The sequence below is a fragment of the Myroides odoratimimus genome (genome assembly GCF_030326305.1).
GTDB classification, from domain to species: Bacteria; Bacteroidota; Bacteroidia; order Flavobacteriales; family Flavobacteriaceae; genus Flavobacterium; species Flavobacterium odoratimimum_A.
Genome location: NZ_JACAKB010000004.1, coordinates 187,076 through 213,682, shown reverse-complemented (window position 1 = coordinate 213,682; position 26,607 = coordinate 187,076). Strand labels below are relative to the sequence as shown.

The following is a 26,607-nucleotide window of genomic DNA, read 5'->3' as shown; positions in this document are numbered from 1 at the left end:
ACGTATTAAGCTTCCTACGGTTCCGTTCAACGGGCTTTCATCTCGTGCCCTCCGGGCAAGACGAAAGCTTAGTTATTATGTGAAGGAATTTTTAGTATCTTTGTATTCAAATAATTCACATTTTATGTATTTCAGCAAGCCTTGGTAATTAAAAATTAAAGTAAATTATTAAATCGTCTTTTTGAGACGGTTGCTATTTGGTACGTTAATTTTTAATTTAAAATAAGGTAATAATGAAAAATATAAAACCCTTAACTTTTCCGTTTAATTCGGAAAATAATACATCCATAAAACAAAGTCTTTTTCGATTTCGAGAATATTTTGATTCTTCTACAATTGTTGGTTTAGGCGAAAACGCACATTTCATAAAAGAGTTTTTTACATTCAGGCATCAAGTTATTGAGTTTTTAGTAACTGAATGTGATTTTGACACCTTGGCATTTGAGTTTGGTTTTTCTGAAGGATTAGAAGTTGATAAGTGGATAAAATCACAAATTCCATTCGACGATTTGGATAAGTTACTGTCACACTTTTATTATCCAAATGAGTTTAAAGATACTTTGCTATGGCTTCGTCGGTATAATCAAGACAATAATAATCAAATTACCTTTTTAGGTGTGGATATTCCTAAAAATGGAGGTTCTTATTTTCCAAACTTTCGTATTGTATCTGATTATTTGCAAAGACTTTCAATCGTTTCTTCTGATGTCTTACAGAAGATTTTAAATCTTGCTGAGAAATTTGATTTCTATTCGACTTCTCAGCTTGCGTTAAATTTATCGCTTTTTGATGAAGCTGAACATAATGAATTAAAAGCATTGCTATTAAAAGTTTACATTCGTTTGATTACTCTTCAACCAAAATTAGAAAGTTTAGAATTTCAATCGATAGTTCATCAAGTTAAAGGCTTGATTTATATGAATTATAATGCTGATGCTATGGAAAGTTTCATTACTGAAAGGGGAATTGAAGGAGATATGGGAGCAAAAGACCAGTATATGGCAGAAAGCATTGATTGGTTTTTGAAAAATTCACTTGGTAAAAAGATTATTTTGGTTGCCCACAATGCTCACATTCAAAAAACTCCGGTAGATTTTGATGGATTTATTAGTTGTTATCCAATGGGGCAAAGACTTTCGATGACTTTTGGAGAAAAATATAAAGCATTTGCAATAACTAATCTACGTGGAGAAACTGCGGCATTGTATCCTGATAATGATTATCAATTTGGCTTTAGGGTTGATAAATTTCCACTTGATTTTCCAGAGTCGGATTCTGTTGAATTTATTATGCAAGAATTTGGAGGAAAAGAATGCTGTTTACTAATGAACAGAAGTACGGAATTAAAAAATTGTAATAAGATTCGATTTGATTCGATGTGCCTAAAAACTGAAATAGAAGAAGCTTTTGACGGAATTTTTCTAATAGAAAAATCAACTGTTTCAGAAGTAGTGGATTGAGAATTTATAAATTTAATTTCGAAACGGCACTTTCTTTTTGGAGGTGCCGTTTTATTCTTTCACATAACGGTTCTCAGCTATACGCAGGCAGGGATTTTAACCACTGAACTTCCTACGAAGAACTGAACTTCAAATTTACCACTTTCCTGTCTTACGAAGCACGAACCCCCTGCTTGCGTATAGGTGATGTTATGCGGTCGGCTTTCATTTTCTCTTCTTTCTCGTTAATTTGTCAAGCAAAGTTACTAAATTTGCAGTAATGACAAAAAAGAAATTGCCCGTTCGTTTTACGGGTCAGCACTTTACTATTGATAAAGTGCTAATAAAAGATGCAATAAGACAAGCAAATATAAGTAATCAGGATACGGTTTTAGATATTGGGGCAGGCAAGGGGTTTTTTACTGTTCATTTATTAAAAATCGCCAACAATGTTGTTGCTATTGAAAACGACACAGCTTTGGTTGAACATTTACGAAAATTATTTTCTGATGCCCGAAATGTTCAAGTTGTCGGTTGTGATTTTAGGAATTTTGCAGTTCCGAAATTTCCTTTCAAAGTGGTGTCAAATATTCCTTATGGCATTACTTCCGATATTTTCAAAATCCTGATGTTTGAGAGTCTTGGAAATTTTCTGGGAGGTTCCATTATCCTTCAGTTAGAACCTACACAAAAGTTATTTTCGAGGAAGCTTTACAATCCATATACCGTTTTCTATCATACTTTTTTTGATTTGAAACTTGTCTATGAGGTAGGTCCTGAAAGTTTCTTGCCACCGCCAACTGTCAAATCAGCCCTGTTAAACATTAAAAGAAAACACTTATTTTTTGATTTTAAGTTTAAAGCCAAATACTTAGCATTTATTTCCTGTCTGTTAGAGAAACCTGATTTATCTGTAAAAACAGCTTTAAAGTCGATTTTCAGGAAAAGTCAGGTCAGGTCAATTTCGGAAAAATTCGGTTTAAACCTTAATGCTCAAATTGTTTGTTTGTCTCCAAGTCAATGGGTAAACTGTTTTTTGGAAATGCTGGAAGTTGTCCCTGAAAAATTTCATCCTTCGTAGTTCAAAGTCGGGTGGTTGTCAAGATGATTTTTTTGGTTTGGTGTCGTCTTTTAAGCTGCCGCATAACGGGAAACGCATTGGCGAAGTGGCGGATAAATTGAACCGAAAGTTCAATTTAGCAGTGACGTAGCCGATGTGTTTCCACAGAAGCTAAATTATTAAAAAAAAGCTGAATGTGGGACACATTCGGCGGAATAAAAAGCACAAAAGTTGAATTTTGAACTTAACCCGCCATTTTGCCAATGCGATGTTGAACTGAACAAGGGAAATGAGCGGTATCCTGCCAGACAGGATACCGACATTCACGAGGTTTCGATGGTTAGTGCGCCGCATCGGAGCGGGCCTGCTACCAGTCGTCGGTTAGACGACTGGCGACTTCTCGGTGGCAGCCCCACGGAGCCGAAGGAGCACCAGCCCCAACGAAACCAGTACCGCCATCGCCGTGGCGTAACAGATCACGGGCCACGCTGTGTCACCGTTTAAAAGTGCCACCGCCAATGTCCCGACAATGCTGACTATCAGGCTTTGAACGCAGAAGTAGAACGCGACCGCTGATCCCGCGATGTCGTCGAACTCTGCCAAAGCGCCGTTCGCGGTAACGGACACCGTGAAGACAATACCGACCGCGACAACCCACATCGGTAGGATGAAGGTGAGGAATGACGGCGAGCCGTAAAGTTCGCCGATCCCCAACAGGACCGCTCCGCAAACAAGCAACGCCATCCCACGCGCCACGCATCCTGCGATGCCCCATCTGGCGACAAAGGACTTCGCGAAACGGGTTGTCACGATCATTACAAGCGCGACAGTGGCGAAGGCAAAGCTGAATCCGATCTCGGAATATTCCGCTTGGCCTATGAGCACACGGGGAGCCGTCGAGAAGAAGACGAAGTAGGTGCCCATACCGGCGCTAAAGCCGACAGTGTAAACCCAAAAAGCCGGACTCGCGAAGATCGGCAAGACAGATCGGCGCGTCTTGACTTGATCCAGAGGGCGGGTTTCGTGCCACCTGAAACCCGCATTTAGGAGTGCGAGCATCGCCAGTATAGCCAAAGTAATGAATATCGCCTGCCATCCCAAGAACTCGCCGATCAATACTCCGGCGATAGGGCCGAGCGCAGGCACGAACGCCAGCATCGAACTGAAAAGGCCGTAGATGACGACACCCTCAGGACGGTTGGCATAAACGTCGCGAACCGTCGCGAACGTCGCCACCAGCATGGCCGACGCGCCCACTGCTTGAAGTAGACGGAAAGCGACAAAGGCCGGTGCAGTTGAAGACCAAGCTGCTCCCAGAGACGCAATGACGAAAGCCGTTGCGCCCGCAAGTAGAATTGGCCGTCGCCCGATTCTGTCTGAGAGCGGACCAAAAATCACCTGGCCCACGCCGAGCATCACCATATAGAGGCTCAACGTGAGTTGGATCATAGCGGGCGTCGTGTTCAGGATGCCGGGCATCGCTGGAACGACAGGGAGATAAATATCCATCGCCAGTGAAGCGAGGATGTCGAAAGGAGCCATCAGCAGCAGTGCTGCCGGCAGCGTATAGGCCCACGCGGGGCGTTGTTTTTGTTTATCAGTCATTTATGTGTTTTTCTATTCCATCAATAATTGATTTCCAATCATCAACGTGTAATTCGTGTCCTGTACCTTCAAGGGTGATTAGATTTGAACCTTTTATTTTTTCTAGTAAAAAACCTGCATTCTTATAATGCCAAATTTTGTCGTCTGTTCCGTGGATAATTAAGGTGGGTTGTTTGATTTCGTTTAATCTGTTCCAATATTCTTCACCACCACCACCTTGCGATGCAGCGTGATTGAACATACTTATATAATTGTTGGCTCTATTGAACTCAGCTCTTATCAGTTTTTCACTTCTTTGTTTGTCAAATTGTTTCTTGCCACTCATTAATTCTGCACCCTGAATTAAATAGTTTACCACACTGTCTTCATTTGTCCAATTGACTGTACCTGCTTTACTATGGAAATCTAAAATACTCGTGTCCATTTCAGGTATAGTTGGGTCTGAGTCTCCCCAAGGGCCTGATGACATAAGAGTTAAGGAGTTAACTCTGTCGGCAAACTTTATTGATGCTATTTGAGAAATTAGTCCGCCCAAAGAAATCCCCACAAAATGTGCTTTGTCAATCTTGTAGCCATCCAATATTGAAATAGCGTCATTAGTTAAGTCAACAATATCGTATGGAGTAGAACCTGGTTCATAATTAGTGGATTTTCCTACATCTCTGTTGTCGTAACGAATAACAAAAAATCCTTTTTCAGATAATTGTTGGCAAAATTCAGTGTCCCAATACAGCATTGATACGGTTGCACCTGCTACCAAAAGGATTGCTGGATTTTTCTTATTTCCAAAACTTTCCGTACAGAGTTCAATGCCGTTTGTTTTAATTATTTTCTCTTTCATTTCTGTTTTCCTTTGTTTGCAACTGATTATTATCAGTCCTAAAATTAATATCCAAAGTAGTTTTTTTTTCATTTATCAATGTTTAACTGTTATGCTGGTATCTTTCACAATGCCCGCTAACGTTTGGCAAATTGGCGATGGAGCCGACTTTTAGCACAAATGTTGAATAGAATTACTAATCTTCAACATTGCACAAAAGTTCAATAGAAGTACTTCACCGGCTCTATTGCCAATTTGTTTGTTATGTGCCGTTTTATTCCATTTTATACATTTAACAATTGCTGAAACGTAAAGTCGGGTTTAAACATTTCAATTTCGTTTTGAGTTGATTCTTCTTGTGCTTCTTTGCCATAGATAAACATTTGCTGTTCATAATTTTTAACAGCCTCTTCAATGCTATTAAATTTTCCATCGGCTAGATTATCAGACAATATCAAGGCATCCACCAACCCACTATTTACTCCCTGCCCTGCAAAAGGCGGCATCAAATGTGCGGCATCCCCAATCATTGTTATGGGTAATGGGCGCTTGCTTTTCCAAGGCTTTTCTAAAGGAAATATCCGTGTAGCCAATCCTACAAATGACAACGTCGTATGAATCAATTCTTTGTAGCGTTCGTCCCAATCGGAAAATTCTTTCAGAAGAAAATCAACGACACTATTTCTGTTTTGAAAATCTACCTGCGTTTGGTTTTTCCATTCATCAGGTGTTTTAAAACTTATTCCAAAATGCAATGCACCATTATTATTGGGGTTAGCAAATAATAAATTACCTTGGTGAGATGCCATTAGCCGGTTTCCATTGCATAGCTGAAAAAATCCAGGACAGTTTATCTCTGGTTGATGAATATCGGCTTGTATATTGAAAGTACCTGTTTCTTCAACTTCCGTGTCGGTAACAAATTTTCTTACCTTGGACATCCCGCCATTGGCAAGAATAACCAAATCTGCTGTTTCACTCGGTTTATTCTCAAAAGTTAGTGTCCACTTCTTCTTACCAGGTTCAAGCATAACAAGTTTTCTATCCCAAATAACCGTGTCGTTTTCTAAACTATTCAACAAGATAGCCCTTAAGTCATTTCTGTTTATTTCAGGATTGTCAAATCGATTTTCGGGCTTTACATTTTTTGTGGATAAAATATTGCCTTTTTCATCAGCAATATTTACACCCATTGGTAAGGCTAAGTCATAATAAGTTTGTAACAATCCCGCTTTTTTCATTGCTTCCTGACCTGAACCTTTGTGTAGGTCAAGGGTTCCACCAAAAATTCTTGCCTCTCGGTCGTTGTCTCTTTCGTAAACTGAAACGTCTATGCCGTTTTGCTGTAATAATTTTGCCATAGTCAGTCCAACGGGTCCACCACCAATTATTGCAACGTTCTTATCACTAAGTAAATTCATTTGTTTGTCTGTATCTATTCGCATTGTCATTCAAAAATGGCACATAACGGTTTGGGTATTTGCGATGGCACGGCATTTGAAAACCGTCAGCCGAAAATATGCACAAAAGTTGATAGTAGTACAAATGTTCAATTACTTCCGTCAGTCGTGCTATTGCAAATACCATGTTAGCGGGTCGTTGTTCTATGTCAAATAATAATTGTTTATTCATTAGTCTATAATAACATTCTTCCCTTGTTCTCTAAGTTTTTCCAGTCCATCTTTCATAGCTTTAATCTCTTCAAGGGTATGTCCGTGCCAACCGGTTACTTCTCCAACAACTTTAAAAGGATGTTTCGAACGATAGGATTTTGTGGGATTACCAGGAAATTTTTTGTCCGTTACGTTGGGGTCATCTTCTATGTCGCCTGTTGCTTCTACTAAATAAATCCTTTCACGTCCGTTGCCCAAAGCAAGTTCTGCTCCTAATATTGCAGTATTCAGTGTAGCCGAAACATAAATATGCTTTAATATTCTGTTTTCTTCATAATTACTGTTGAAACCTACTTGAATGAAATCGCCAATTTTCAAGTCAGCCTTTGTTCCGTGAAAATAGGTTTGAGCAAACGGTGTAGGAATATGAAGTACGGCTTTATCTTCTATTTTGGTTGTGTTCATAGTTATTTCTTATTGTTTCTCGTTTACTTTTTCAATTTCTTTATTCATCAACTCCAATGCTTTGTGGAAGTATTTTTCTAAAATGTTTAATTCATCACTATTGAATGACACAAAAAGGTCGTGTGTTTTGTTTTGGTAGTTACTATAAAATGGTGTAACCAACTTTGTTATTCTATCAATATTGGGAACTATGATTATTTTCCGCCTGTCAGTTTTGTCGGGCTGTCTTTTTACGAGTTTTTTGTTTTCAAACCGGTCTATTAGCCCTGTAACCGAACCTGTTGTTAACCCTGTAAGTAGGGCAAGTTCACCTGCTGTCATTTGACCTTTTTGAATTAAGAAACCTAAATATTTATGGTCAGTGCCAGTCAGTCCAATTTTTCTACCAATGCTTTCGTGCATTTGAATAGATGTGTAGGCATAAAGTTGGCTCAATTTCCTTAAGTTGATGATTTTTTCTTTGACAGGCATAAATCTTGTTAACCATTTATCTTGACAACAAAGATAATATATTTTTTTGGTAGTTACCTAAAATGTTTGATTCAAAATTTAAGGATAGTTGATTTTGGTTTGTCTGTCAGGGATGGGTGTCGCTCTACAATGCCCGCTAACATTGTTATTTCACGAAATAAAACACGGTGTAGTTTCGTAAAATAACACCTATATGCGCATTTCGTAAAATCTGTTGCTAATATAATTACTTTTTTTGTAAATTAGATACTTAGTAAGTTATTTTTTGTGGATAGCGAAACAAAATAGGTTAAATTAGATTTATTTAAGTATGGATAGCGAAACAATATTAAAAACCTTACACGACCGATTGCAAGTGCAACGCTACGCCAATAATACCATAAAATCGTATTGTGGTTATGCACAAATATTCTTAGAGTATATGAATAAATATCGTACGCTCAACGAAATACCTATTGCTGAAATAGAGGGTTTTATTAATGAAAAAGTATTTCAAGACAATATTAGTGCATCTTATCAACGCTCTTTAGTTGGGGCAATTAAGAAGATTTATGAGTTGGTCAATAATCAATCGATAGAGTTAAATTATTTATATCCTAAACGAAAATCAACCCAACTGCCTACTTTCTTTTCTCAAGAAGAAGTGAGAAAAATATTAAATGCTACAGAAAATTTAAAGCATAAAGCAATTCTTACCACTATTTACAGTTGTGGATTACGCTTAAGTGAGTTAATAAATCTTAAACTAACCGATGTAAAATCCGACAGTAATTTACTATTAATACAACAAAGCAAAGGGAATAAAGATAGGCTAGTAGCTTTACCTGATAAGTTATTAAGTTTGTTGCGAGAATATTATATTGAATATAAACCCAAAATATTTTTATTTGAAGGAACTAATGATGAGCAATACAGCGAAAGAAGTGTTCAGTTAGTTTTGAAAAAGTCAATGAAAAAAGCCAATATTGTAACAAAAGGCAGTGTGCATACTTTGCGTCATTCATACGCCACACATTTAATAAAAAGCGGAATTGACATTCGGGTTGTACAAGAATTATTAGGGCATAGTGATATTAGAACAACCATGATTTACACTCATATTACAGATGTAGATAAGAAATCGACACCAAGTCCATTAGATTTTTTGTAACCTAAATTAAAAAACCCAACTTTACATTTTTGGGTGTAAAATTGGGTGTTTATGCTTTAACTGATTAAGTATCAGTGTTTATTGCGGAGAAAGAGGGATTCGAACCCCCGGACCTGTTACAGTCAACGGTTTTCAAGACCGCCGCATTCGACCACTCTGCCATTTCTCCAGTGGTCTGCATTACTTCCGTATTGCGAGTGCAAATATAGGCACTTCCTTTAATTCTGCAAAAAAATACATACTAAAAAACACTCTTTTTTTCAACTGTAAAACTAACTCTCTCGACATGAAATATTTATAAGGAATAAAAAAAGGTCTGAATAAGTAAAAAACTTATCAAGACCTTTTTATTCTTTCACTAAAAACTAATTATACTATTAGTAATTGATATATTCTGTAATTTCCAAACCATATCCTGTCATCCCCACTCTTTTGCCTTGAGCAGAATTAGACAGCAATTTAATCTTAGAAATATTTAAGTCATGTAATATCTGTGCTCCGATACCGAAGTCTTTTTCATCACCTGATAATTTAGGTGTATCAAGATCTAACTTCCCTCCTGCATTTTTAAGTACTGCTAACCTATTTAAAAGACTTGCATTATGATCTTCTTGATTAATAAACAGTATCGCTCCTTTATCCTCTTCATTAATTTTAGCAAATGTATTCTCCATACGGATACTTAATTTACCACTTAAGGCATCGAGAATATCATTATTACCGATCGTTGAATTAATACGTGTTAAAACAGCCTCATCAGCATTCCAATCCCCTTTAGTCAAAGCGATATGCACTTGTCCATTTGTATTTTGTTGATAAGCTCTTAATCTAAACGTACCATATTTAGTATTTAATTCGAAGTCCTCTTTCTTTTCAATCAAACTATCGTGTTTCATACGATATGCAACAAGAGCCTCTATCGAGATTATTTTAAGATCCCATTTCTTAGCTACTTCCATTAACTGTGGCAAACGAGCCATAGAACCGTCTTCATTTAAAATCTCTACTAAAATACCTGCAGGTTTAAAACCAGCTAGTCTTGAAATATCTACTGCTGCTTCAGTATGACCAGTTCTTCTAAGCACTCCTCCTTCTTTTGCTATTAAAGGGAATATATGCCCTGGACGACCAAGATCTTCTCCAGTAGTTTCTTCTTTTACTAATGATTCTATTGTCTTAGCACGATCGTATACAGAAATACCTGTTGTACATCCATGTCCTTTTAAATCAATAGATACCGTAAAAGCAGTCTGATGTAACACAGTATTATTATTCACCATTGGGTGCAAATCTAATTCTTGACATCTTTCTTTTGTAAGGGGGGCACAGATAAGTCCACGTCCATGAGTAGCCATAAAGTTGATCATCTCTGGAGTAACCATTTCTGCTGCAGCGATAAAATCGCCTTCGTTTTCACGATCCTCATCATCTACCACTATGATTACTTTTCCTGCTTTGATGTCTTCAATAGCTTCTTCTATAGTGTTTAATTGAATGTGATTATGTGACATTATAGTTGTATTTTGTTGTTTTGTATTATTTCTTCTTTTGTTGTTTTTTTGATTTTAAAGCAACAAATAAATCTTTAAATGTATCTAACGACAAGCTAAAGCTAACATCTCCATTATCTCTTGTTGCTTTATAAGTTAGATATATAGCTAATGGAGTAAGAACTAATGATCCTATCCATCCTCCAAAAAATGGGATAATTCCATCTTCTTGAGCCATCTTTCTTCCAAAAGTATTTATGAAGTGATAAGTAATAAAGATACCTACTGCAAATACAATTGGTAAACCAATTCCTCCCTTTCGAATAATAGCTCCTAATGGCGCTCCAATATAGAACATTAAGAAACACGAAAAGGCAATCACAAATTTCTCATATAGAGCTAACCAGTGATCATTAATTTTTTTTACTTGATTCAATATAGAAAGGTCATTACTTTCTGTATTAAAGCTAATATTATTAGTATAATCTATAGCGGCTTGTAATATTCTACTCTGATTATCATAAGAAAAGTCCTTTATTAAGTCTGCATCTGCTATTTCTATTTTTGCAATAGTATCATTAGTCATACTATTTTTCTCCATTGATAATATATTACCTAATCTCAGAGTTAAATTATCTGTATTAGACGCTTTCTCTACATTCATAGAACGCTGAAGAGAGTCTATAGTATAGTTCAGCTCTTTTATATTAAGCATACCATAGGTATTCGTAATCTTATCTTCATCTTTCCCCTCATCTTGAAAACTACTCAAGTCTATATTCATCGTGTATTTCTCAAAAGAAGTTTTGATAAATGGTTCTTTCTTCTGCTCTTCATAGTTCTTCGCAACTACATCATCGTAATAGTTACCATCGAATAAATGAAGCTTTAAGATATTAGACGTTTCTTCTGTTTCTAATTCTCCGTTAACAGATCTAATTACTGTTTTATTCTCATAACCAGAACTAGATTTGACATGCATCGTTACATTGTCTAAATATTGACCTTTATCTCCTGTCTTAGCATCCACTTTTATATTGACTTGCCCCAAATCATTAAACTGTCCTGCGGCTATTGCCATAGCAGGTTTTGTTTGAATAATTTCTTTTCGAAGATTTAAAAAACGATATTCTGCCTTTGGAATAACGTCATTGGCAAACCAAAAAGATACCCCTGCTAATATAAATATGAATATCGACAGTGGACGCATCGCTCTCTGAAGAGAGATTCCTGACGCTTTCATAGCCGCAAATTCATAGTTCTCTGCAAAACTACCAAAGGTCATAATAGAGGCTAACAAAACCGACAAGGGTAATACTAATGGTACCATCTTAGGTGAATAGAACAGTAAGAACTGAACAATCACAATCAAATCCAAATCCTTTCCTGCTAATTCTGAGATGAATAACCACACTCCTTGTAGGATAAAAATAAAGTATAAAATAGCGAACACTGTTAGCAGTGTCGATATAAAGCTTTTTAAAATATAACGGTCAAGTAATTTCACTTAAATCTTTAATCTATATTGTTGATGTAATAATTAGGGTACAACGACTGTGTAAAGGTAAAATGATTTTTCGACATTGACTGATTTGTTTTAAAAGAATTAACCGTCAGTGTAGATTTAGAACCGTCTTTATTTACTTGGATCTTGTTATAGATATCTTTCGTCGCTGTATCTATCCCTAGATATACCTCTTTTATAACAGACTTTTTATCCGTAGGTATTAGTTTTATATACTGTACTTTCTTACCATCTACATTCTGTAGAATATCCCATTGAAATGTATACCCTTGATTAAAAAAAGTCAGCATCTGAGAAGGCAATATCCCATCTGCATTTTTTTCATTGAATTTAGAGACAGTCACTTCTTCATCTTCATCAGAGATAGTATATATCTTCTTGCCATCATATATCTTCTTTATCCCCATAAATGTAAGGTTATACAGATCTTTCTTAAGATCTAAATGTCCTTTGCCATCGAAGTCTTTACTAGCTCCTTTTTGATTAAATGAAAAATCTATTGAAATATTCTCATACCCATTTATCTTCTTCGTTACTTCTAATAGATAATTCTTAGCTCGTTGACTACTCTGTGCATTTGCTGAAAAAGCAAATAGTACCATCCCTATAAGTGCAATAATCTTTCTCATTCTATTTCTTTAATTGTTGTTCTCTTCATTATCGAAAAACTGATCTAAAGCTATCAAATCTGGTACATTCACTGTACGTGCCTTACTTCCTTCGAACGGCCCTACAATGCCCGCTGCTTCAAGCTGATCAATTAACCTTCCTGCGCGATTATAACCTAGTTTCAACTTTCTTTGTAACAGTGAAGCTGACCCCTGCTGTGCTGTAACGATGATAGCTGCAGCATCTTTAAACAGCGGATCTCTCTCACTGATATCTACATCTAAATTACTAGCTCCCTCTTCACCTACATATTCTGGCAATATATAAGCCTCTGGATAAGCCTTTTGTGATCCTATGTACTCTGTCAGCTTTTCTACCTCTGGAGTATCTACAAAGGCACATTGTACACGTACCAAATCATTCCCTTGTGTGTACAACATATCCCCTCTACCGATCAACTGATCAGCTCCCTGCTGATCTAAGATCGTACGAGAGTCTATCTTAGAAGTCACTCTAAAAGCTACACGTGCTGGGAAGTTCGCTTTAATAATACCAGTAATAACGTTTACAGATGGTCTCTGTGTAGCGATAATTAAGTGGATACCGATAGCACGAGCCAACTGAGCCAAACGTGCGATAGGTGTCTCTACCTCCTTACCTGCTGTCATAATTAAATCTGCAAACTCATCCACTACTAATACAATATAAGGCAAAAAGCGATGTCCATTCTCTGGATTTAGCTTGCGCTGTTTGAATTTCTCGTTGTATTCTTTGATATTTCTAACCATCGCATCTTTTAGTAAAGTATAGCGGTTATCCATCTCTATACACAGAGAATTCAATGTATTAATAACTTTCGTATTATCTGTTATAATAGCATCTTCCGAATTGGGCAATTTAGCTAAATAATGTCGTTCTATTTTATTAAATAAAGTTAATTCTACTTTCTTAGGGTCAACTAATACAAACTTCACCTCGGCTGGGTGCTTTTTATACAGAAGTGATGTCAATAGTGCATTCAGTCCTACAGACTTACCTTGTCCTGTAGCCCCTGCCATTAGAAGGTGTGGCATTTTAGCTAAATCTACTACGAAGGTCTCATTCGAAATCGTCTTACCAAGAGCTACTGGCAATTCCATTTCAGCACTCTGAAATTTAGGAGAAGCTATCACACTTCGCATAGATACGATAGAAGGACTGTTATTAGGTACTTCGATACCTATCGTTCCTCTACCTGGTATAGGCGCAATAATACGGATACCTAATGCTGATAAAGAAAGAGCGATATCGTCTTCTAAGTTCTTAATCTTTGAAATACGAATACCCGCTTCTGGTACAATCTCGTATAGTGTAACTGTAGGCCCCACAGTAGCCTTAATCTGAGCAATATCTATCTTATAGTTACGCAGGGTGTCTACGATTCTATTCTTATTCTCTTCTAGCTCTTCTTGATTAATCGTGATTCCTGAACCACTGTATTCTTTCAATAATTCAATAGAAGGAAACTGATAATTAGACAATTCTAATGTAGGATCAAACTCTCCAAAGTCTTGAACTAATCTAGCTGCTAAATTCTCTTCTAAACTTCCTTCATCTTTTATTTCTTCAATAACAAAATCATTAGTAGCTGTCTCCTTTGCAGTCACAGCATCCCTTTTATCTAAAGGCTGTTTAGGGTTTTTATGATCTAATACTAACTCAGAACTATGCTCTATCGTAGGCTTCATATTCTTTGAATCTACTATAGCAGATTTAGGAGATACAGGCTGTTCATAGATACTAAAATCTTCTTCTTTTACAGGGGTTTCCTGTTTAGCAGACGAGGTTTCTACCTCTTTATTCACTACTGCTACAGGCTCTGTATTTTCCTGATTCACCTGTCCATTATTATCAAAGTCAGCAGGAGTCTCTATATGTTTCTTTTTAAACTTCTTAAAGAACGCTGGCAACCCTTCTAGTCCTTGACGAATAGAGGTAGGCGATAATTTAAATCTAAACAACGCAAAAGCAATCGCAAAGAATAACAATAACAATACCGTACCTGCTGTACCTAGATAATCTACAAAGTACAGATTTAACTCATATCCTACTGTTCCTCCTAAAAGAGGATTGCTACTCCAGAAAAACCCTAAGAATACAGAAAGCAATAACATCGAGAACAAATCCCAAAAAATCACTTTTTTGATTCTTCTAGCGGGTATAGTGAAAAAGGCATAAATACCAGAATGAACTAATAACTTTGCAAAGAAGAAAGACGCCACTCCGAAGCCTTGGTATATAAAAAGGTGAGCTAGATATGCCCCTAGTTTACCTAACCAGTTAGCTACCTCCACCTGTCTATCTCCTAATAATTCTAAGTTACTCTGATCTTCTATTCCTGTGATTAAATAGGATATAAAACTTAATGTTAATGCGATACCACTGATGATTAACAGTATAGTGATTAAGAATCGGCTATTGATATGTATAGTTGTATCAAATCGTTTGGCCGTATTCGTAGATTTTGTAGTTTTCTTTTTTGTTATATTTTCTTTTTCCATTTCCTTTTTTATTGACAATATGGCTATATTGTTTTCAACCTAATCCTTTTTATAACAATAGACTGCTAGTAAATCATTCAACATACTAGCAGTCTATGTATATAAAACCATTATTTTAAAGCAGCGATAGCTTTTTCATAATTTGGTTCATCTGCTGTCTCAGCTACTTGTTCTGTATAGATTACTGTACCTTCTTCATTTAAGATAACAATAGATCTAGACAACAACCCTTTTAAAGGACCGTCTGTAAACAAAACTCCATAATCTTTTCCAAACTGTCCGTCTCTAAAGTCAGACAACATCTCTACATTCGCAATTCCCTCTGCTCCACAGAAGCGTCCTTGTGCGAATGGTAAATCTCTTGAAATACATAATACTACTGTATTCTCCAGTTTAGAAGCATCTTGATTAAAATGTCTTACAGATGTAGCACATGTAGGTGTATCCACACTTGGGAAGATATTTAAGATTACTCTTTTCCCTTTATAGCTAGCTAATGTTTTATCAGCTAAATCTCCTCCTACTAAATTAAATGCAGGAGCTTTCGTATTTAATCCTGGTAATGTTCCGATAGTTTGGATAGCATTACCTTTTAATGTTACAGTCGCCATATTGTTTTATTTTTTAGGTTACACAAAAATAAGTAAAATTCGATAGAATATAATGCTAAATACTGATAGATATATTAGCAAAACCTAAATGTAATAAATATATAATCAATGAGGCTCTCGAATGCAGTCTTCTAGAATTGGGCTACAGTCTTACTTAAGCCTAAAAACAAAAAAAGGACTGTACTCAGAGTACAGTCCTTAAAAATTTTATAAAGAGAGTTTTATTTATCTATTGATCCTAAAACTCTTTGCATAAAGGTATTCAACGCTTCTTTTTGGGTAGCTCCTTCTTTTACAAGCTTTTGAACTTCTAGAGCCCCATACATATTAGAAATAAGTTCACCGATCACGTCTAGTTCTTCATCTTTAAGAGAAGGCACCTCAGTTAGGTTTTCTAATACTTCTAGCGTTTCTATAATATAATCTTGGTCGTTATCTTCAATAAATTGAGATAACTGTCTTATCACTGGTAATTTCATTCTATATAAGATTTATGAAATTATACAATTTCGTTTACTAATTCGTGTAACACCTCAGTTTTATTTGTCTGAGTTTGGTTAACTAATTTACCGTTTACGAATGTAGCAAAAGTTGGTAAATTGCTTACATCAGCCAATTTTCTTGACTCAGGGAAGTTCTCAGCATCTGCAATTACAAATGTCATATTTTCTTTCTCTGTTGCCAATTTTTTGAATTTAGGCTTCATAATTCTACAATTACCACACCAAGATGCAGCATATTGAACAACCACTTTTTCATTTGAATTTACAATTTCTTGTAAATTATCTTTATCTAGTTCTAAAAGCATTTTTTTTTAAATTTTGGGTTAGTAACCTGGTTTATTTCTTAGTGTTTGCTTAAGTACTCAGCTACACCTTTTCTATCAGCATTCATTGCATCTTTTCCTTCTTCCCAGTTAGCTGGACATACTTCACCATGAGTTTGTACGTGAGCGTAAGCATCAATTAATCTGATGTACTCATTTACGTTTCTTCCTAATGGCATATCGTTTACTGATTCGTGGAAAATTTTTCCTGTCTCATCGATTAAGTAAGTAGCTCTATATGTAACGTTAGATCCTTCGATTTGAACTGAATCTAATTCTTCATTATATACTTCGTTTTCTACATCTAAGATTCCTAATACTGAAGATAAGTTTCTTTGAGTATCTGCGATAATTGGGTAAGTAACTCCTTCGATTCCACCATTGTCTTTTGCTGTGTTTAACCAAGCGAAGTGTACTTCGTTAGTATCACATGAAGCTCCAATAACCATAGTGTTTCTTTTTTCAAACTCTGGTAAAGCTGCTTGGAAAGCGTGTAATTCTGTAGGACATACGAATGTAAAGTCTTTTGGATACCAGAATAATAATACTTTTTTATTGTTTTTTGTTGCTTCTTCGAAAATGTTGATTCTTAAATCATCTCCCATTTCAGACATTGCGTCTACTGTGATGTTTGGAAATTTTTTACCTACTAAAGACATAATAATTTATTTTAAAGTTAATAATCCTTCTTGATTTCTTTTACAAATGTAAGGCTAGTAAACACGATAATCTATTAATCTTGATTATTGTTTTTTATTCTAACATAAATAAAATCTATTCTTATATTACATTGTCTATCTCTTAGTTTAGACATGTCTAAAGATAGTGATTTTATATAGAACTATAAAATCTTAGCATGTTATAATAATATTAATAAAATGATATTTTTACCTAACCTATACGATATCACCTGCTTCACAGACCTACTTATTTGTCCTGTATTCACTTTTGTCGTTTTTCTTATACAACAAAATAATTTCTCTCCCTTCTTCCAAACCTTTAATTTCCTTGTCCTTTTTTCATTTTTATAGCAGTGATCGCATAGCTATCGGATACTTATCGCATAGTGATCGCATAAAAAAGGGCTAAAAGTATGCGATCACTATCCGACTAACTTCCTATCACAAACTGACCACCCCAAAAAATAAGCAATAAAAAAGGGCGATAAGCTCAGTATCAACTAAGTTTATCGCCCTTTCTCTCTATATTGTATAAGGTATCTCTTATGCCTTATTCACTATCTTTCTAATTTTATAATTAAATGCTGCATATAATAAGGTCACAAATGGACTCAAATAATTAAAAAACGCATAAGGTAGATAGGTCATCGTAGGTATCCCCAATACTCCTGAGTGATAGGCTCCACAAGTGTTCCAAGGAATCAATACTGATGTCACAGTCCCTGAATCTTCTAATGTACGGCTCAGATTCTCTGGTGCCAATCCTTTTGCCTTATAAGCATCTGAGAACATCTTACCTGGTACCACGATAGATAGATACTGATCTGATGTCATCACATTAATCGCTAAACAACTGGCTACTGTACTAGCAAATAACCCAAATACATTATTAGCAATATTCAACAATGCCATCGAAATTTTCTGTAAGGCTCCAATAGCCTCCATCGCTCCACCAAAAAACATGGCACATAGAATCAACCAAACTGTATTCAACATACTTGCCATCCCTCCTGCTTCAAACAATCCGTTTAAACTCTCTAATGGCGACAAGATTCTGATATCTGTAGTCAGTGCTAGCATAACACCTTTATATGCATTATAAAAATTAAATGCATCTCCTCCTGATACTGACACTACGATGTCTGGCTGGAAGATTAGTGCAAATACACCTCCTAAAAGAGTTCCTATCAATAATGCTGCTATAGGTTGTACTTTCTTAACGATCAAAAAGACTACAAATACAGGCACTATAAATAAAATAGGTGTAATATTAAATGTATCTGCTATGGCCTGTAACGTCACTGATGTATCTACATCTCCTCCATGACCATATAATATCCCTAAAATAGAGAACAACACTAACGTAACTATATAAGTAGGTACCGTAGTATAAAGCATATATCTGATATGGGTAAATAGGTCTGTACCAGCCATCACTGGAGCAAGATTAGTCGTATCCGATAATGGTGATAGCTTATCTCCAAAATACGCTCCTGATATTACCGCCCCTCCTATCATACCTATAGGCATACCTAGCGCATTCCCGATACCTACTAGTGCTATCCCTACTGTGGCTGAAGTAGTCCATGAACTACCCGTAGCAATAGATATAATAGAAGTAATAATCAGACAGGCTGGAAGGTAAATAGCAGGGTGTAAAATCTGAAGCCCGTAATAAATCATGCTAGGTATAATACCGCTCAAAAGCCATGTCCCTGACAAAGCTCCTACTAACAATAAAATAAAGATAGCACTAGAGGTATCTCTTACATTATTAATTATCTGCGTAATCACCTTATCATAACTCACATGATTAAAGAGACCAACAACAGTAGCTATAGAACCACCTATTAATAAAATAAACTGATTAGTGCCAGACAAGGCGTCATCCCGGAACACAAACACATTAATAGCTAATAATCCTACTAAAATAACAACAGGAATTAGCGATTGAAATAATGTGATAGGTTTCTCTACTTTGTCGTGTTTACTACTCATTTACTTAAAACTTAAATTTATTCTGTTGCGAAAGTAACGATTTTACAGTTATATCTTATCTAAAATAAAACATATTACATTATATCCCTAAAAAATATCCAATTTACTTTACTGATTCATAGTTTATTATAAAAACCAACTCCAATAAAATTAATTAAAGGTTTAAAAAAATTGTTAAAAACAAAACTAATTCCTATATTTACTACATACATATAAAGCAATTTATATGCACTCTTTATGTACTATCTCTAAAAAAGAGATACATTTAGATATAAAATATTGTTGTTTTGATGTTTTTAGAGGACATCATATTAAGCTACTTATCTACAATAAGTAGCTTTTTTATGTACCTATGATAGTGCTACCTTCCAGTAGACCGTGTGTACTCATACTTCATATTCAACATCTTATTTGTTTTTTTTAACTATCCACTGTATTAATTTCACAAGGATTATTTGTCTAAGACTGAATCCCAAACTAACTTTGCTGTTATATCAAAACTCAACAATATGATAGTAAGACACAAAAAGCATATTATACAAATGCTTTTTATATGGAAAGGGTCTGTCCTTAAAAAAATATTTCCAACACTACTGGCTATCTTTGTATTCTCTTGGATTGTCTATTTTGCTCATTATCTATTCCCTGATGTAATTATTCCTCTTAATGTAGGAGCATTTGCTTTAGTAGGTATTTCCTTAGCTATATTCTTAGGATTTTGTAATAGTGCAGCTTATGACCGCTTCTGGGAAGGGAGAAAACAGTGGGGAAGCTTAGTTATACATTCTAGATCACTTGCCTTTCAAATTCAAAACTACATAGATGAAAGCCCTTCGTTCTCTAAAAAAGAGAAACAAGAGGGAATCAAGCTTATTATAGCTTTCTGTTATCTCTTAAATAAACAATTGAGAGAAAAAACAGATTATGAAGTGATACGTCAGTACCTGAAAGAAGAGGTGTATCAAGAAATGCTGACTAAAAAATTTAAACCCGCTTTTATCTTAAACGAATTAACGAAATGGATTGCTGCACAGCAACGAGCAGGTAGATTAGATACGATAACTCAAGCTAGAATAGACAAGAATATCGATGAGCTATCTATAGTATTAGGAGCCTGTGAACGCATCGTTCATACAAAGATCCCGTTTGTATATTTTGTTATTCTACACAGGACGGTCTATGTGTACTGCTTTATACTTCCATTCGGATTAATTGACCTTATTATCTGGACGATGCCTTTCTTTGTGACCTTCGTAGCCTATACCTTTATCGCTCTGGATGCTGTAGTAGCTGAAATAGCGGAACCATTCGGAGAAGAAGAAAATGACTTAGCATTAGATCAGATGTGTGCTAATATAGCATATTCATTAAGTGAAATATCAGAAATGCCTCTACCAGAACTGATGACACCTGATAAGAACTATATCGTTACATAATATGTAAAGCATTCCTAACTTATATTTATAAAAAAAAGCACTTCTCTCGAAGTGCTTTTTAGTTATAATTAAGCGTTAATTAAATTTAAAGATTCTTGAAGTTCTGGTTTTTCTAGAACATAACCGTTTACCCATTTCGTTAATCTATCTACATCATAAGGTAATAATTGATTAATAGCTTTATGAAGTTCTTTGTAAAATAACTTTGGATCAAAACTTACATTCTCAAGTATAGTTTTTGCGAAATCAAACATTAAACGTGTTTTCATATCTTTTACTTTTTATCTTACTACATAGTAAACATAGTCATTTTAAAAACTATTTCTCGTTTTTTGCTCAGACTTTAATACAATTTTAGCAATTAATAATTGATTCTCATAATTTGAATAAATAGGCTGAATTTTATTAAATAATTATTTCAATAATTCCTTTTTATTCAATGCTAGTCGCCTATAAAAAAGCACCTTCTATAAAGGTGCTTTTTTATTATACATTTAATAACTCTAAAGATTGATGTAATTCGGGTTTTTCTTGGACATAGCCACTAACCCATTGTTTTAACTGATCTAAATCGTATGGCAATAAGTTCTGAATTGCTTTTTGTAATTCCTTATAAAATAACTTTGGATCAAAACTTACATTCTCTAATATCGTTTTGGCAAAGTCAAACATTGTTCTTCTTTTCATATTTGTAATACTATTGTAACACAAGAGCTAAAATAACAATTAGCACAGTAAAACACAAAAATAAATAACATTTTATTACTTTTTTAAGCATTTATACATTAAATAAACTTTTATATCTTAATATATAAAAGTTTATCAACAAACGTACATAAGTATTATATAAAAACACTATCCTCCTTCATTAGTTCACAAAATGTGTATTTATAAATTCATAGGATTGCAAAAAAAAAGAACTTTATTGCTTAATTACTTAAGAATAAAGTTCTTTTAGATATTGAGATAAATTCTTTTCGACCGATTTATCCTACTTTATACCATTCTGATAGGTAGCCCTATCTTATCTTTACTAAACTAATACTGCTTTAAGAAATATTTTAATAGATCTGTTGTAGTCACTATTCCTTTTAAATGGCCTACATGGTCGACTATCGGAATAGAGTGATAACTCTGCTTTGACAATATTTCTGTTACTTCTTTTACTGTTGCTGTAGGGAGAGCACTTACCACTACTTTAGCCATCAGTTGTTCTATAGAATACATATCATAGACTACTGAAGGTATATCTTCTGACTCATCCTCTACAACATCTACATAACTAATTTTAATCAAATCAGAGTAGCTAAGTACCCCTACTAATACATCTCCATTAACAATAGGGATATGTCTTATTTTATGTTTTTTAAACAATCGCTCTGCATCATATAAACTATCGGATAAAGTAAGAGTGATTAACTCTTTAGTCATAATCTCTTCAACTGGAACCTTTTGTTTCATAACAATTAGATTTTAGTTAGACAATACACTAATAAAAAAGTCACCTTTTTATTACTTTAAATTTACGATACTTATAGGAATATAACAAATTAACAGCCAATGGATTAATTCTATTTTTCAAGTAATTAACTGATCTATTTATTCTCAACAAAGGAATATCTTCATTTTCATCATCTTATAATTTAACTTCAACTATATTTACTATCAAAAAAAAGCACTTCTATAGTTTTATAAAAGTGCTTTTTAAACAACCCTAAATTTCCTTTCCATTTTATTGTCATCATTACTACAAGAAAATGACAAGAAGCCCATTAATATAAGTAAGGTAATTTTTTTCATAAACGTATAACGATTATTTGAATAGTTAACATATAGAATCAAACAAATTTATCAATCCAAATATATAAAAAATTAACATTACTTATAATTTACACCCAAAAAAACAACAATATACATACTAAAAACACTAAATAATAAAATATATACAAACAAAAAAAGGTGATATATTCTACAATTACATCACCTTTTATGTTTGATTATTGTATTTATTTTAAGAAATACACACAACTACCTTACCAACCGTATTACCGTTTTCTATATATAAATGTGCTTTATCCATGTCTTTAAAGTCAAAAACACGACTAATATGAGCTTTAACAACACCCTTTTCTAAGAGTTCAGCGATCATTTTCATATCTCTTCCACTCGAATACACACTCATAAAACAACTTCCGTGTAACTGTTTTTCATTAAACACTGCTTCATCATCTTTAGTATATCCTGATGGCAAAACGACCAGAGTACCAAACTGCTTAAGCACCTTCACCGACTTCTGGAAGTTATCCCCCCCTATAGCTTCTAAGACGAAATCTATCTCTGATACCACTTCTTCAAAATTCTCACTTCTGTAATCGATATGCTCATCTACCCCTAATTCCATTACAAACTCCTTATTCTTAGCTGAAGAAGTTCCTATCACATACGCTCCTAAATGCTTAGCTATCTGCACAGCATAATGTCCTACTCCACCAGATGCAGCGTGTACTAACACCTTGTCCTTAGGTCTTAGCTTGCCATAACTTGTAAAAGTCTGCCAAGCTGTTAAGGCTGCTAAAGTAGATGCAGCTGCTTGCTCGTGTGTAATATTGTTTGGTTTCAAAGCTATCTGATTAGCTGATACAGCAATATACTCTGCATAAGCCATGCCATGCCCTGGAAAGTTTACCATACCAAAAACAGCATCCCCTACTTTAAATTCTTGTACGTCTTCTCCAATCGACTCTATTACTCCAGAAAAATCCCATCCTAAAATAATAGGACTAAACTGCCCCACTACCTTAGACATTCCTACTGTACCTGCTCTAGTTAGTGCATCCACTGGATTAATGCTAAGTGCTTTCACTCTTACCAGTACCTCCTCGTTATTTATAAGAGGCATCTCTACCTCTGTCATTTGAAGATTCTCTACTCCTCCAAATTCGCTCAATACAATTGCTTTCATATATTTACTACTTTTACACAAAAATAAACTGATAAAAAACCACTATACAGGTATATTTTAATCAAATAATAGTATATACATGGCAAGAGAAAATATATATCAACCCTTTGAAGTCTTTTATGAAAAGGTAGATTGTTGTCCTTTACAGAATAGGCTTTTCAATTTCTTTGAATTTGTCTTTGTCATTTCTGGTGAAGGAATACACACAGTAAATGACAATAAAAGCAAAATAGCTGCTGGTGATCTATACTTAATAACCCCAGAAGACAGACACTCATTTGACTTAACAGCCCAATCAGAGTTTATCGTTATTCGTGTAAATGATGAATATATCAAGCAATACAATGCCACTAATATTAATCATTTAGAATGCGTGCTGTACTATGCTACGCATCTACCTACTTCTATCATAACAGATGAAGAAGACAAACATATCATTCACAAAATAGTCGAATGTCTTATACTCAGTATTCAAAATACTAAAACATGTAACTATGATTTGCAACGTCAGTATATCAATGCCATCATGATTATCGCTACACGTAATCTAATGAACTATATTCCTGAAAACTTAAACATAAAAGAGCAGAAGGTATTAGACATCATAAGCTATATACAACAGAACATCTATGACCTCAAACAACTAACAGCACAGGTAATCGGACAAGAGTTTGGTCTAGCACCATCTTATGTTGGTAATTACTTCTTTAATCAATGTGGTGAGACCATGCAGCAATACATCGCTACTTATAGACTAAAACTTATCAAACAACGTCTATTATTTAGCGATCTTAGAATAGGTGAAATCACTGCCGAATTTACATTTACAGATGAGAGTCATGCTAATAAGTTCTTTAAAAAACAAGAAGGAATAAGTATGTCAGCATTTCGCAAGTTACATCAAAAAAGATAATCTTTTTTATATCAGAAATAGTTGTAATTTCATTCTTAATAGGATTACCCTTTTTCTATCTCTTAAAAAGAGGTTATACTATTATCCATCAAACCATTACACCGTTTCTTTTTAAATAAAGACATTATGAAAAACAAAATCAATTGGCCAAGAGTAGGTATTATAACAAGTACAATTATATTCTTTATTGTAGCTATAACTTTTGAAATATTTGAACTAGCTTCTCTCCCTGGTCAATTCTTTGGGACATTATTAGGGGTTGTGATCACTGCTATTATTACTGTTCTACTATTACAAGGTCAAACTAAAAGTGAAGAATCAAGAGAACGTCATTTATTAGTATTTGAAAAGAAACAAGAAGTTTTCTTTCAATTCCTAACACAGCTAAACACGATCTTACAACGAGAGTCGCTTAGTCCTCACTTGGCTACAGGTAAGAAGATAGAGAAAGAAGTGAACAACCTTCACGATCTTATATTTGAATTCGGTTTTCTTCAAATGCATACCTCAGCAGAGACATTCGATAAAATCTTAGTTCACGTAGGCAATTTGATGATAGAAAGCAGTCAAATAAAAGTTGCTGAGAATCAATCTGTAGAGAAAGTAGAACAATACTATTTAACTCTTACCTCGGATTTCTTTTCGATTGTATCGTTATTAAAACAGGAGCTATACAATGAATTCTCTCCTAATATTGATAAAGAAAAATTAGATAGAATTATTCGTCTATCTTTCTAATAGCAAAAGCCACATCTCACGATGTGGCTCTCTCAATTAAAAAGTAGTAAAAATCAATAAGGATTACTCTCCTAATAAAACCCAGCCTGTTGGTATTTCACAATTTTATAAATAGTTCCCAAATTAGCACGATGATTAACTATCTAAAAGTAAAATACCGATTAACAGACTGAGCCAAGTAATTAATCATCTACTATCGAGATTTATATCTCCATAATATTACTTTCATTACTTTATATATAAATGGAAAAAATTATTCTCTCCAACCTCCGCCTAATGCTTTATAAAGCTTAATAATAGCCTGCCATTCTAATAGCTGATCATTACTATGTGCTAATTGTGCATAAAGGTGTGCTTGTTCTGACGTTAGTACATCTGTATAATTCGTTGATGAATGATACACTAATAGCTTCTTTGTATAATCAACTGCTAGTGCTAATTTATTTACTTGCAGTTGTCTCATAGCTAGCTGTTCTCCTGCCATCTCATAAGCATACAAAGCATCTGATACTTCCTGCCCTGCAACTAACATAGCCTTCTGAAAATTGTATGCCTTTTCTTGATAAGTAGCTTTAGCTACTTCTAATCTCGTTTTATTTTGTCTCTTGTTAAAGATAGGTTGTAATAAACCTCCTGCTATATTAGCGAACAGCCCCGTAGAAGAAAACCAATCTTTAAACTCATAACTTGAGAACCCTGCCCCTCCTGTTATTGTCAATGCTGGATAAAAAGCTCTTTTGGCAGCACTTACATCTTCAAAATAAGCTGCTAACTCATACTCTGCAGCCATCACATCTGGTCTATTTTGTAGCAAGTGAGCCGGAATACCAATACTTGGTTTTATTGGTAATTCTTGTACCGACAGATCAGTTCTATCTATTTCGCCAACAGGCTTTCCTAACAAGATATTCAAAGCATTCTCTACTTCTCTAATTTGGCGCTTCACTCCTGGTAGTGTAGCCTCAGCGTCATAGTAGTTAGCCTCACTCTGTACCACAGCAGCACCCGTTACTACACTTGACTCCTTCAACTTTTGCATTGTTTCAACGTCGTCTTTTCGATTCACTATCGTCTTTTCGATAATAGCTTGTTGTTGATCTAACGCCAATAATTGGTAATAATAATCTGCTATCTGAGCTACTATCTGAGTTTGCACAGCTTTTTGTCCTGCATCAGACTTAAGCATTCTATAATAAGCTGCACGCTTACTACTCGCTAATCTACCCCATACATCAATCTCCCAAGAAGTACTAGCAAATACATCGTACTGCGTAGCATTCTTTACAAAACCAAAACCTTGAGGATAAGACAGTCTTGATCTTTTCACTCCTCCACCTATACTTAAGTCAGGTAAGAACGCAGCTTTAGATTGTTTTAACAACGCCTCTGAAGCATGCAGCCTTTCTATTCCCATCTTCAGGTCTAGGTTATTTTTTATTCCTTCTGTTATTAGCTCTTGTAACTTTGCATCTTTAAACAAAGTCTGCCAAGGCATCATACCTATATTCAACGTATCCGTTTCTTGTACAACTCTATACAAGTCCTGGTCTATCGCTTCTTGTTTGTGGTACGTCTTCGCAGATTGACATGAAGCCAATAACCCAATAGCCGCTACCCCTATATATATTTTATATGTCCATTTCATGATTCTTCTGA

General features: G+C 34.9%; 25 protein-coding genes and 1 tRNA gene. 6 read left to right on the top strand and 20 right to left on the bottom strand.

Annotated elements, in window-relative coordinates; genetic code table 11:
• Nucleotides 1–233: 233 nt before the first annotated feature.
• Nucleotides 234–1,460, top strand: coding sequence for an EreD family erythromycin esterase (ere(D), locus tag HX049_RS05450; RefSeq protein WP_009040233.1), 1,227 nt, complete (start codon nt 234–236; stop codon nt 1,458–1,460).
• A 259-nt stretch (nt 1,461–1,719) separates the two neighbouring features.
• Nucleotides 1,720–2,520, top strand: coding sequence for a 23S rRNA (adenine(2058)-N(6))-methyltransferase Erm(F) (erm(F), locus tag HX049_RS05445; RefSeq protein ID WP_182650836.1), 801 nt, complete (start codon nt 1,720–1,722; stop codon nt 2,518–2,520).
• Nucleotides 2,521–2,880: 360 nt separating this feature from the next.
• On the opposite strand, the gene floR is transcribed toward erm(F), so the two are convergent.
• The 5 genes from floR to HX049_RS05415 all read right to left on the bottom strand — a co-directional run bounded on the left by floR (nt 2,881) and on the right by HX049_RS05415 (nt 7,473).
• The gene (gene floR, locus HX049_RS05435; RefSeq protein ID WP_014053560.1) at nt 2,881–4,104 is read right to left on the bottom strand and encodes a chloramphenicol/florfenicol efflux MFS transporter FloR; all 1,224 of its coding nucleotides are present in this window, start codon (nt 4,102–4,104) and stop codon (nt 2,881–2,883) included.
• Entirely contained in the window at nt 4,097–5,017 is a 921-nt protein-coding gene (gene estT, locus HX049_RS05430) for a macrolide hydrolase EstT (RefSeq protein WP_046701559.1), read from the bottom strand. Before estT ends, floR begins: the two co-directional genes overlap by 8 nt.
• Nucleotides 5,018–5,208: 191 nt before the next feature.
• Nucleotides 5,209–6,375, bottom strand: coding sequence for a tetracycline-inactivating monooxygenase Tet(X2) (locus HX049_RS05425; protein WP_008651082.1), 1,167 nt, complete (start codon nt 6,373–6,375; stop codon nt 5,209–5,211).
• 180 nt (nt 6,376–6,555) lie between these two features.
• Nucleotides 6,556–7,002 (bottom strand): NAD(+)--rifampin ADP-ribosyltransferase, encoded by a 447-nt coding sequence (arr, locus tag HX049_RS05420; RefSeq protein ID WP_010257556.1) that lies wholly within the window; start codon nt 7,000–7,002, stop codon nt 6,556–6,558.
• Between the two features lie 9 nt (nt 7,003–7,011).
• Nucleotides 7,012–7,473, bottom strand: a complete 462-nt coding sequence (locus tag HX049_RS05415; RefSeq protein ID WP_010257559.1) for a MarR family winged helix-turn-helix transcriptional regulator — start codon at nt 7,471–7,473, stop codon at nt 7,012–7,014.
• A 310-nt stretch (nt 7,474–7,783) separates the two neighbouring features.
• Here HX049_RS05415 and HX049_RS05410 point away from each other — a divergent pair, with 310 nt between their 5' ends.
• Nucleotides 7,784–8,623 carry a tyrosine-type recombinase/integrase gene (locus tag HX049_RS05410; RefSeq protein WP_006260881.1) on the top strand — a complete coding sequence of 280 codons (840 nt, stop codon included), beginning with the start codon at nt 7,784–7,786 and terminating at the stop codon, nt 8,621–8,623.
• An 84-nt stretch (nt 8,624–8,707) separates the two neighbouring features.
• Here the strand turns inward: HX049_RS05410 and HX049_RS05405 are convergent.
• The 10 genes from HX049_RS05405 to nhaC all read right to left on the bottom strand — a co-directional run bounded on the left by HX049_RS05405 (nt 8,708) and on the right by nhaC (nt 18,902).
• Nucleotides 8,708–8,792 (bottom strand) — tRNA-Ser (locus HX049_RS05405).
• 208 nt (nt 8,793–9,000) lie between these two features.
• Nucleotides 9,001–10,134: a 3,4-dihydroxy-2-butanone-4-phosphate synthase gene (ribB, locus tag HX049_RS05400; protein ID WP_286414610.1), complete on the bottom strand. Its 1,134-nt coding sequence runs from the start codon at nt 10,132–10,134 to the stop codon at nt 9,001–9,003.
• A 25-nt stretch (nt 10,135–10,159) separates the two neighbouring features.
• A complete protein-coding gene (locus HX049_RS05395; protein WP_286414608.1) occupies nt 10,160–11,620 on the bottom strand; it encodes an LptF/LptG family permease in 1,461 nt (486 codons plus the stop codon).
• 8 nt (nt 11,621–11,628) lie between these two features.
• Nucleotides 11,629–12,267, bottom strand: a complete 639-nt coding sequence (locus HX049_RS05390; protein WP_286414606.1) for a LolA family protein — start codon at nt 12,265–12,267, stop codon at nt 11,629–11,631.
• 9 nt (nt 12,268–12,276) lie between these two features.
• On the bottom strand, nt 12,277–14,787 hold the full coding sequence (locus tag HX049_RS05385) for a DNA translocase FtsK (protein WP_286414604.1): 2,511 nt from the start codon (nt 14,785–14,787) through the stop codon (nt 12,277–12,279).
• 110 nt (nt 14,788–14,897) lie between these two features.
• Nucleotides 14,898–15,398, bottom strand: a complete 501-nt coding sequence (gene tpx / locus HX049_RS05380; RefSeq protein WP_286414602.1) for a thiol peroxidase — start codon at nt 15,396–15,398, stop codon at nt 14,898–14,900.
• A 221-nt stretch (nt 15,399–15,619) separates the two neighbouring features.
• On the bottom strand, nt 15,620–15,877 hold the full coding sequence (locus HX049_RS05375) for a DUF6952 family protein (RefSeq protein WP_286414601.1): 258 nt from the start codon (nt 15,875–15,877) through the stop codon (nt 15,620–15,622).
• 20 nt (nt 15,878–15,897) lie between these two features.
• Nucleotides 15,898–16,206, bottom strand: a complete 309-nt coding sequence (locus HX049_RS05370; RefSeq protein WP_006258627.1) for a thioredoxin family protein — start codon at nt 16,204–16,206, stop codon at nt 15,898–15,900.
• A gap of 38 nt (nt 16,207–16,244) precedes the next feature.
• Entirely contained in the window at nt 16,245–16,883 is a 639-nt protein-coding gene (locus tag HX049_RS05365; RefSeq protein ID WP_006258628.1) for a peroxiredoxin, read from the bottom strand.
• Nucleotides 16,884–17,447: 564 nt separating this feature from the next.
• A complete protein-coding gene (gene nhaC / locus HX049_RS05360; RefSeq protein WP_286414598.1) occupies nt 17,448–18,902 on the bottom strand; it encodes a Na+/H+ antiporter NhaC in 1,455 nt (484 codons plus the stop codon).
• 509 nt (nt 18,903–19,411) lie between these two features.
• On the opposite strand from nhaC, the gene HX049_RS05355 reads away from it, so the two are divergent.
• A complete protein-coding gene (locus HX049_RS05355) occupies nt 19,412–20,338 on the top strand; it encodes a bestrophin family protein (protein WP_286414596.1) in 927 nt (308 codons plus the stop codon).
• Between the two features lie 68 nt (nt 20,339–20,406).
• Here HX049_RS05355 and HX049_RS05350 read toward each other — a convergent pair whose 3' ends face one another.
• From HX049_RS05350 to HX049_RS05335, 4 genes are all read right to left on the bottom strand, one after another.
• The gene (locus HX049_RS05350; RefSeq protein WP_006258632.1) at nt 20,407–20,607 is read right to left on the bottom strand and encodes a hypothetical protein; all 201 of its coding nucleotides are present in this window, start codon (nt 20,605–20,607) and stop codon (nt 20,407–20,409) included.
• Nucleotides 20,608–20,824: 217 nt separating this feature from the next.
• Nucleotides 20,825–21,025 carry a hypothetical protein gene (locus HX049_RS05345; RefSeq protein ID WP_286414593.1) on the bottom strand — a complete coding sequence of 67 codons (201 nt, stop codon included), beginning with the start codon at nt 21,023–21,025 and terminating at the stop codon, nt 20,825–20,827.
• Between the two features lie 351 nt (nt 21,026–21,376).
• Nucleotides 21,377–21,799 carry a CBS domain-containing protein gene (locus HX049_RS05340; protein WP_286414591.1) on the bottom strand — a complete coding sequence of 141 codons (423 nt, stop codon included), beginning with the start codon at nt 21,797–21,799 and terminating at the stop codon, nt 21,377–21,379.
• 550 nt (nt 21,800–22,349) lie between these two features.
• Nucleotides 22,350–23,300 carry an NADP-dependent oxidoreductase gene (locus tag HX049_RS05335; RefSeq protein ID WP_286414589.1) on the bottom strand — a complete coding sequence of 317 codons (951 nt, stop codon included), beginning with the start codon at nt 23,298–23,300 and terminating at the stop codon, nt 22,350–22,352.
• A gap of 79 nt (nt 23,301–23,379) precedes the next feature.
• Here HX049_RS05335 and HX049_RS05330 point away from each other — a divergent pair, with 79 nt between their 5' ends.
• Both HX049_RS05330 and HX049_RS05325 read left to right on the top strand, forming a co-directional pair.
• Nucleotides 23,380–24,213: a helix-turn-helix domain-containing protein gene (locus HX049_RS05330; RefSeq protein ID WP_286414588.1), complete on the top strand. Its 834-nt coding sequence runs from the start codon at nt 23,380–23,382 to the stop codon at nt 24,211–24,213.
• 126 nt (nt 24,214–24,339) lie between these two features.
• Complete coding sequence (locus HX049_RS05325) at nt 24,340–24,951, top strand: hypothetical protein (protein WP_286414586.1); 612 nt, start codon at nt 24,340–24,342, stop codon at nt 24,949–24,951.
• 253 nt (nt 24,952–25,204) lie between these two features.
• Here the strand turns inward: HX049_RS05325 and HX049_RS05320 are convergent, their stop codons facing one another.
• On the bottom strand, nt 25,205–26,596 hold the full coding sequence (locus HX049_RS05320; RefSeq protein WP_286414585.1) for a TolC family protein: 1,392 nt from the start codon (nt 26,594–26,596) through the stop codon (nt 25,205–25,207).
• Nucleotides 26,597–26,607 lie beyond the last annotated feature (11 nt).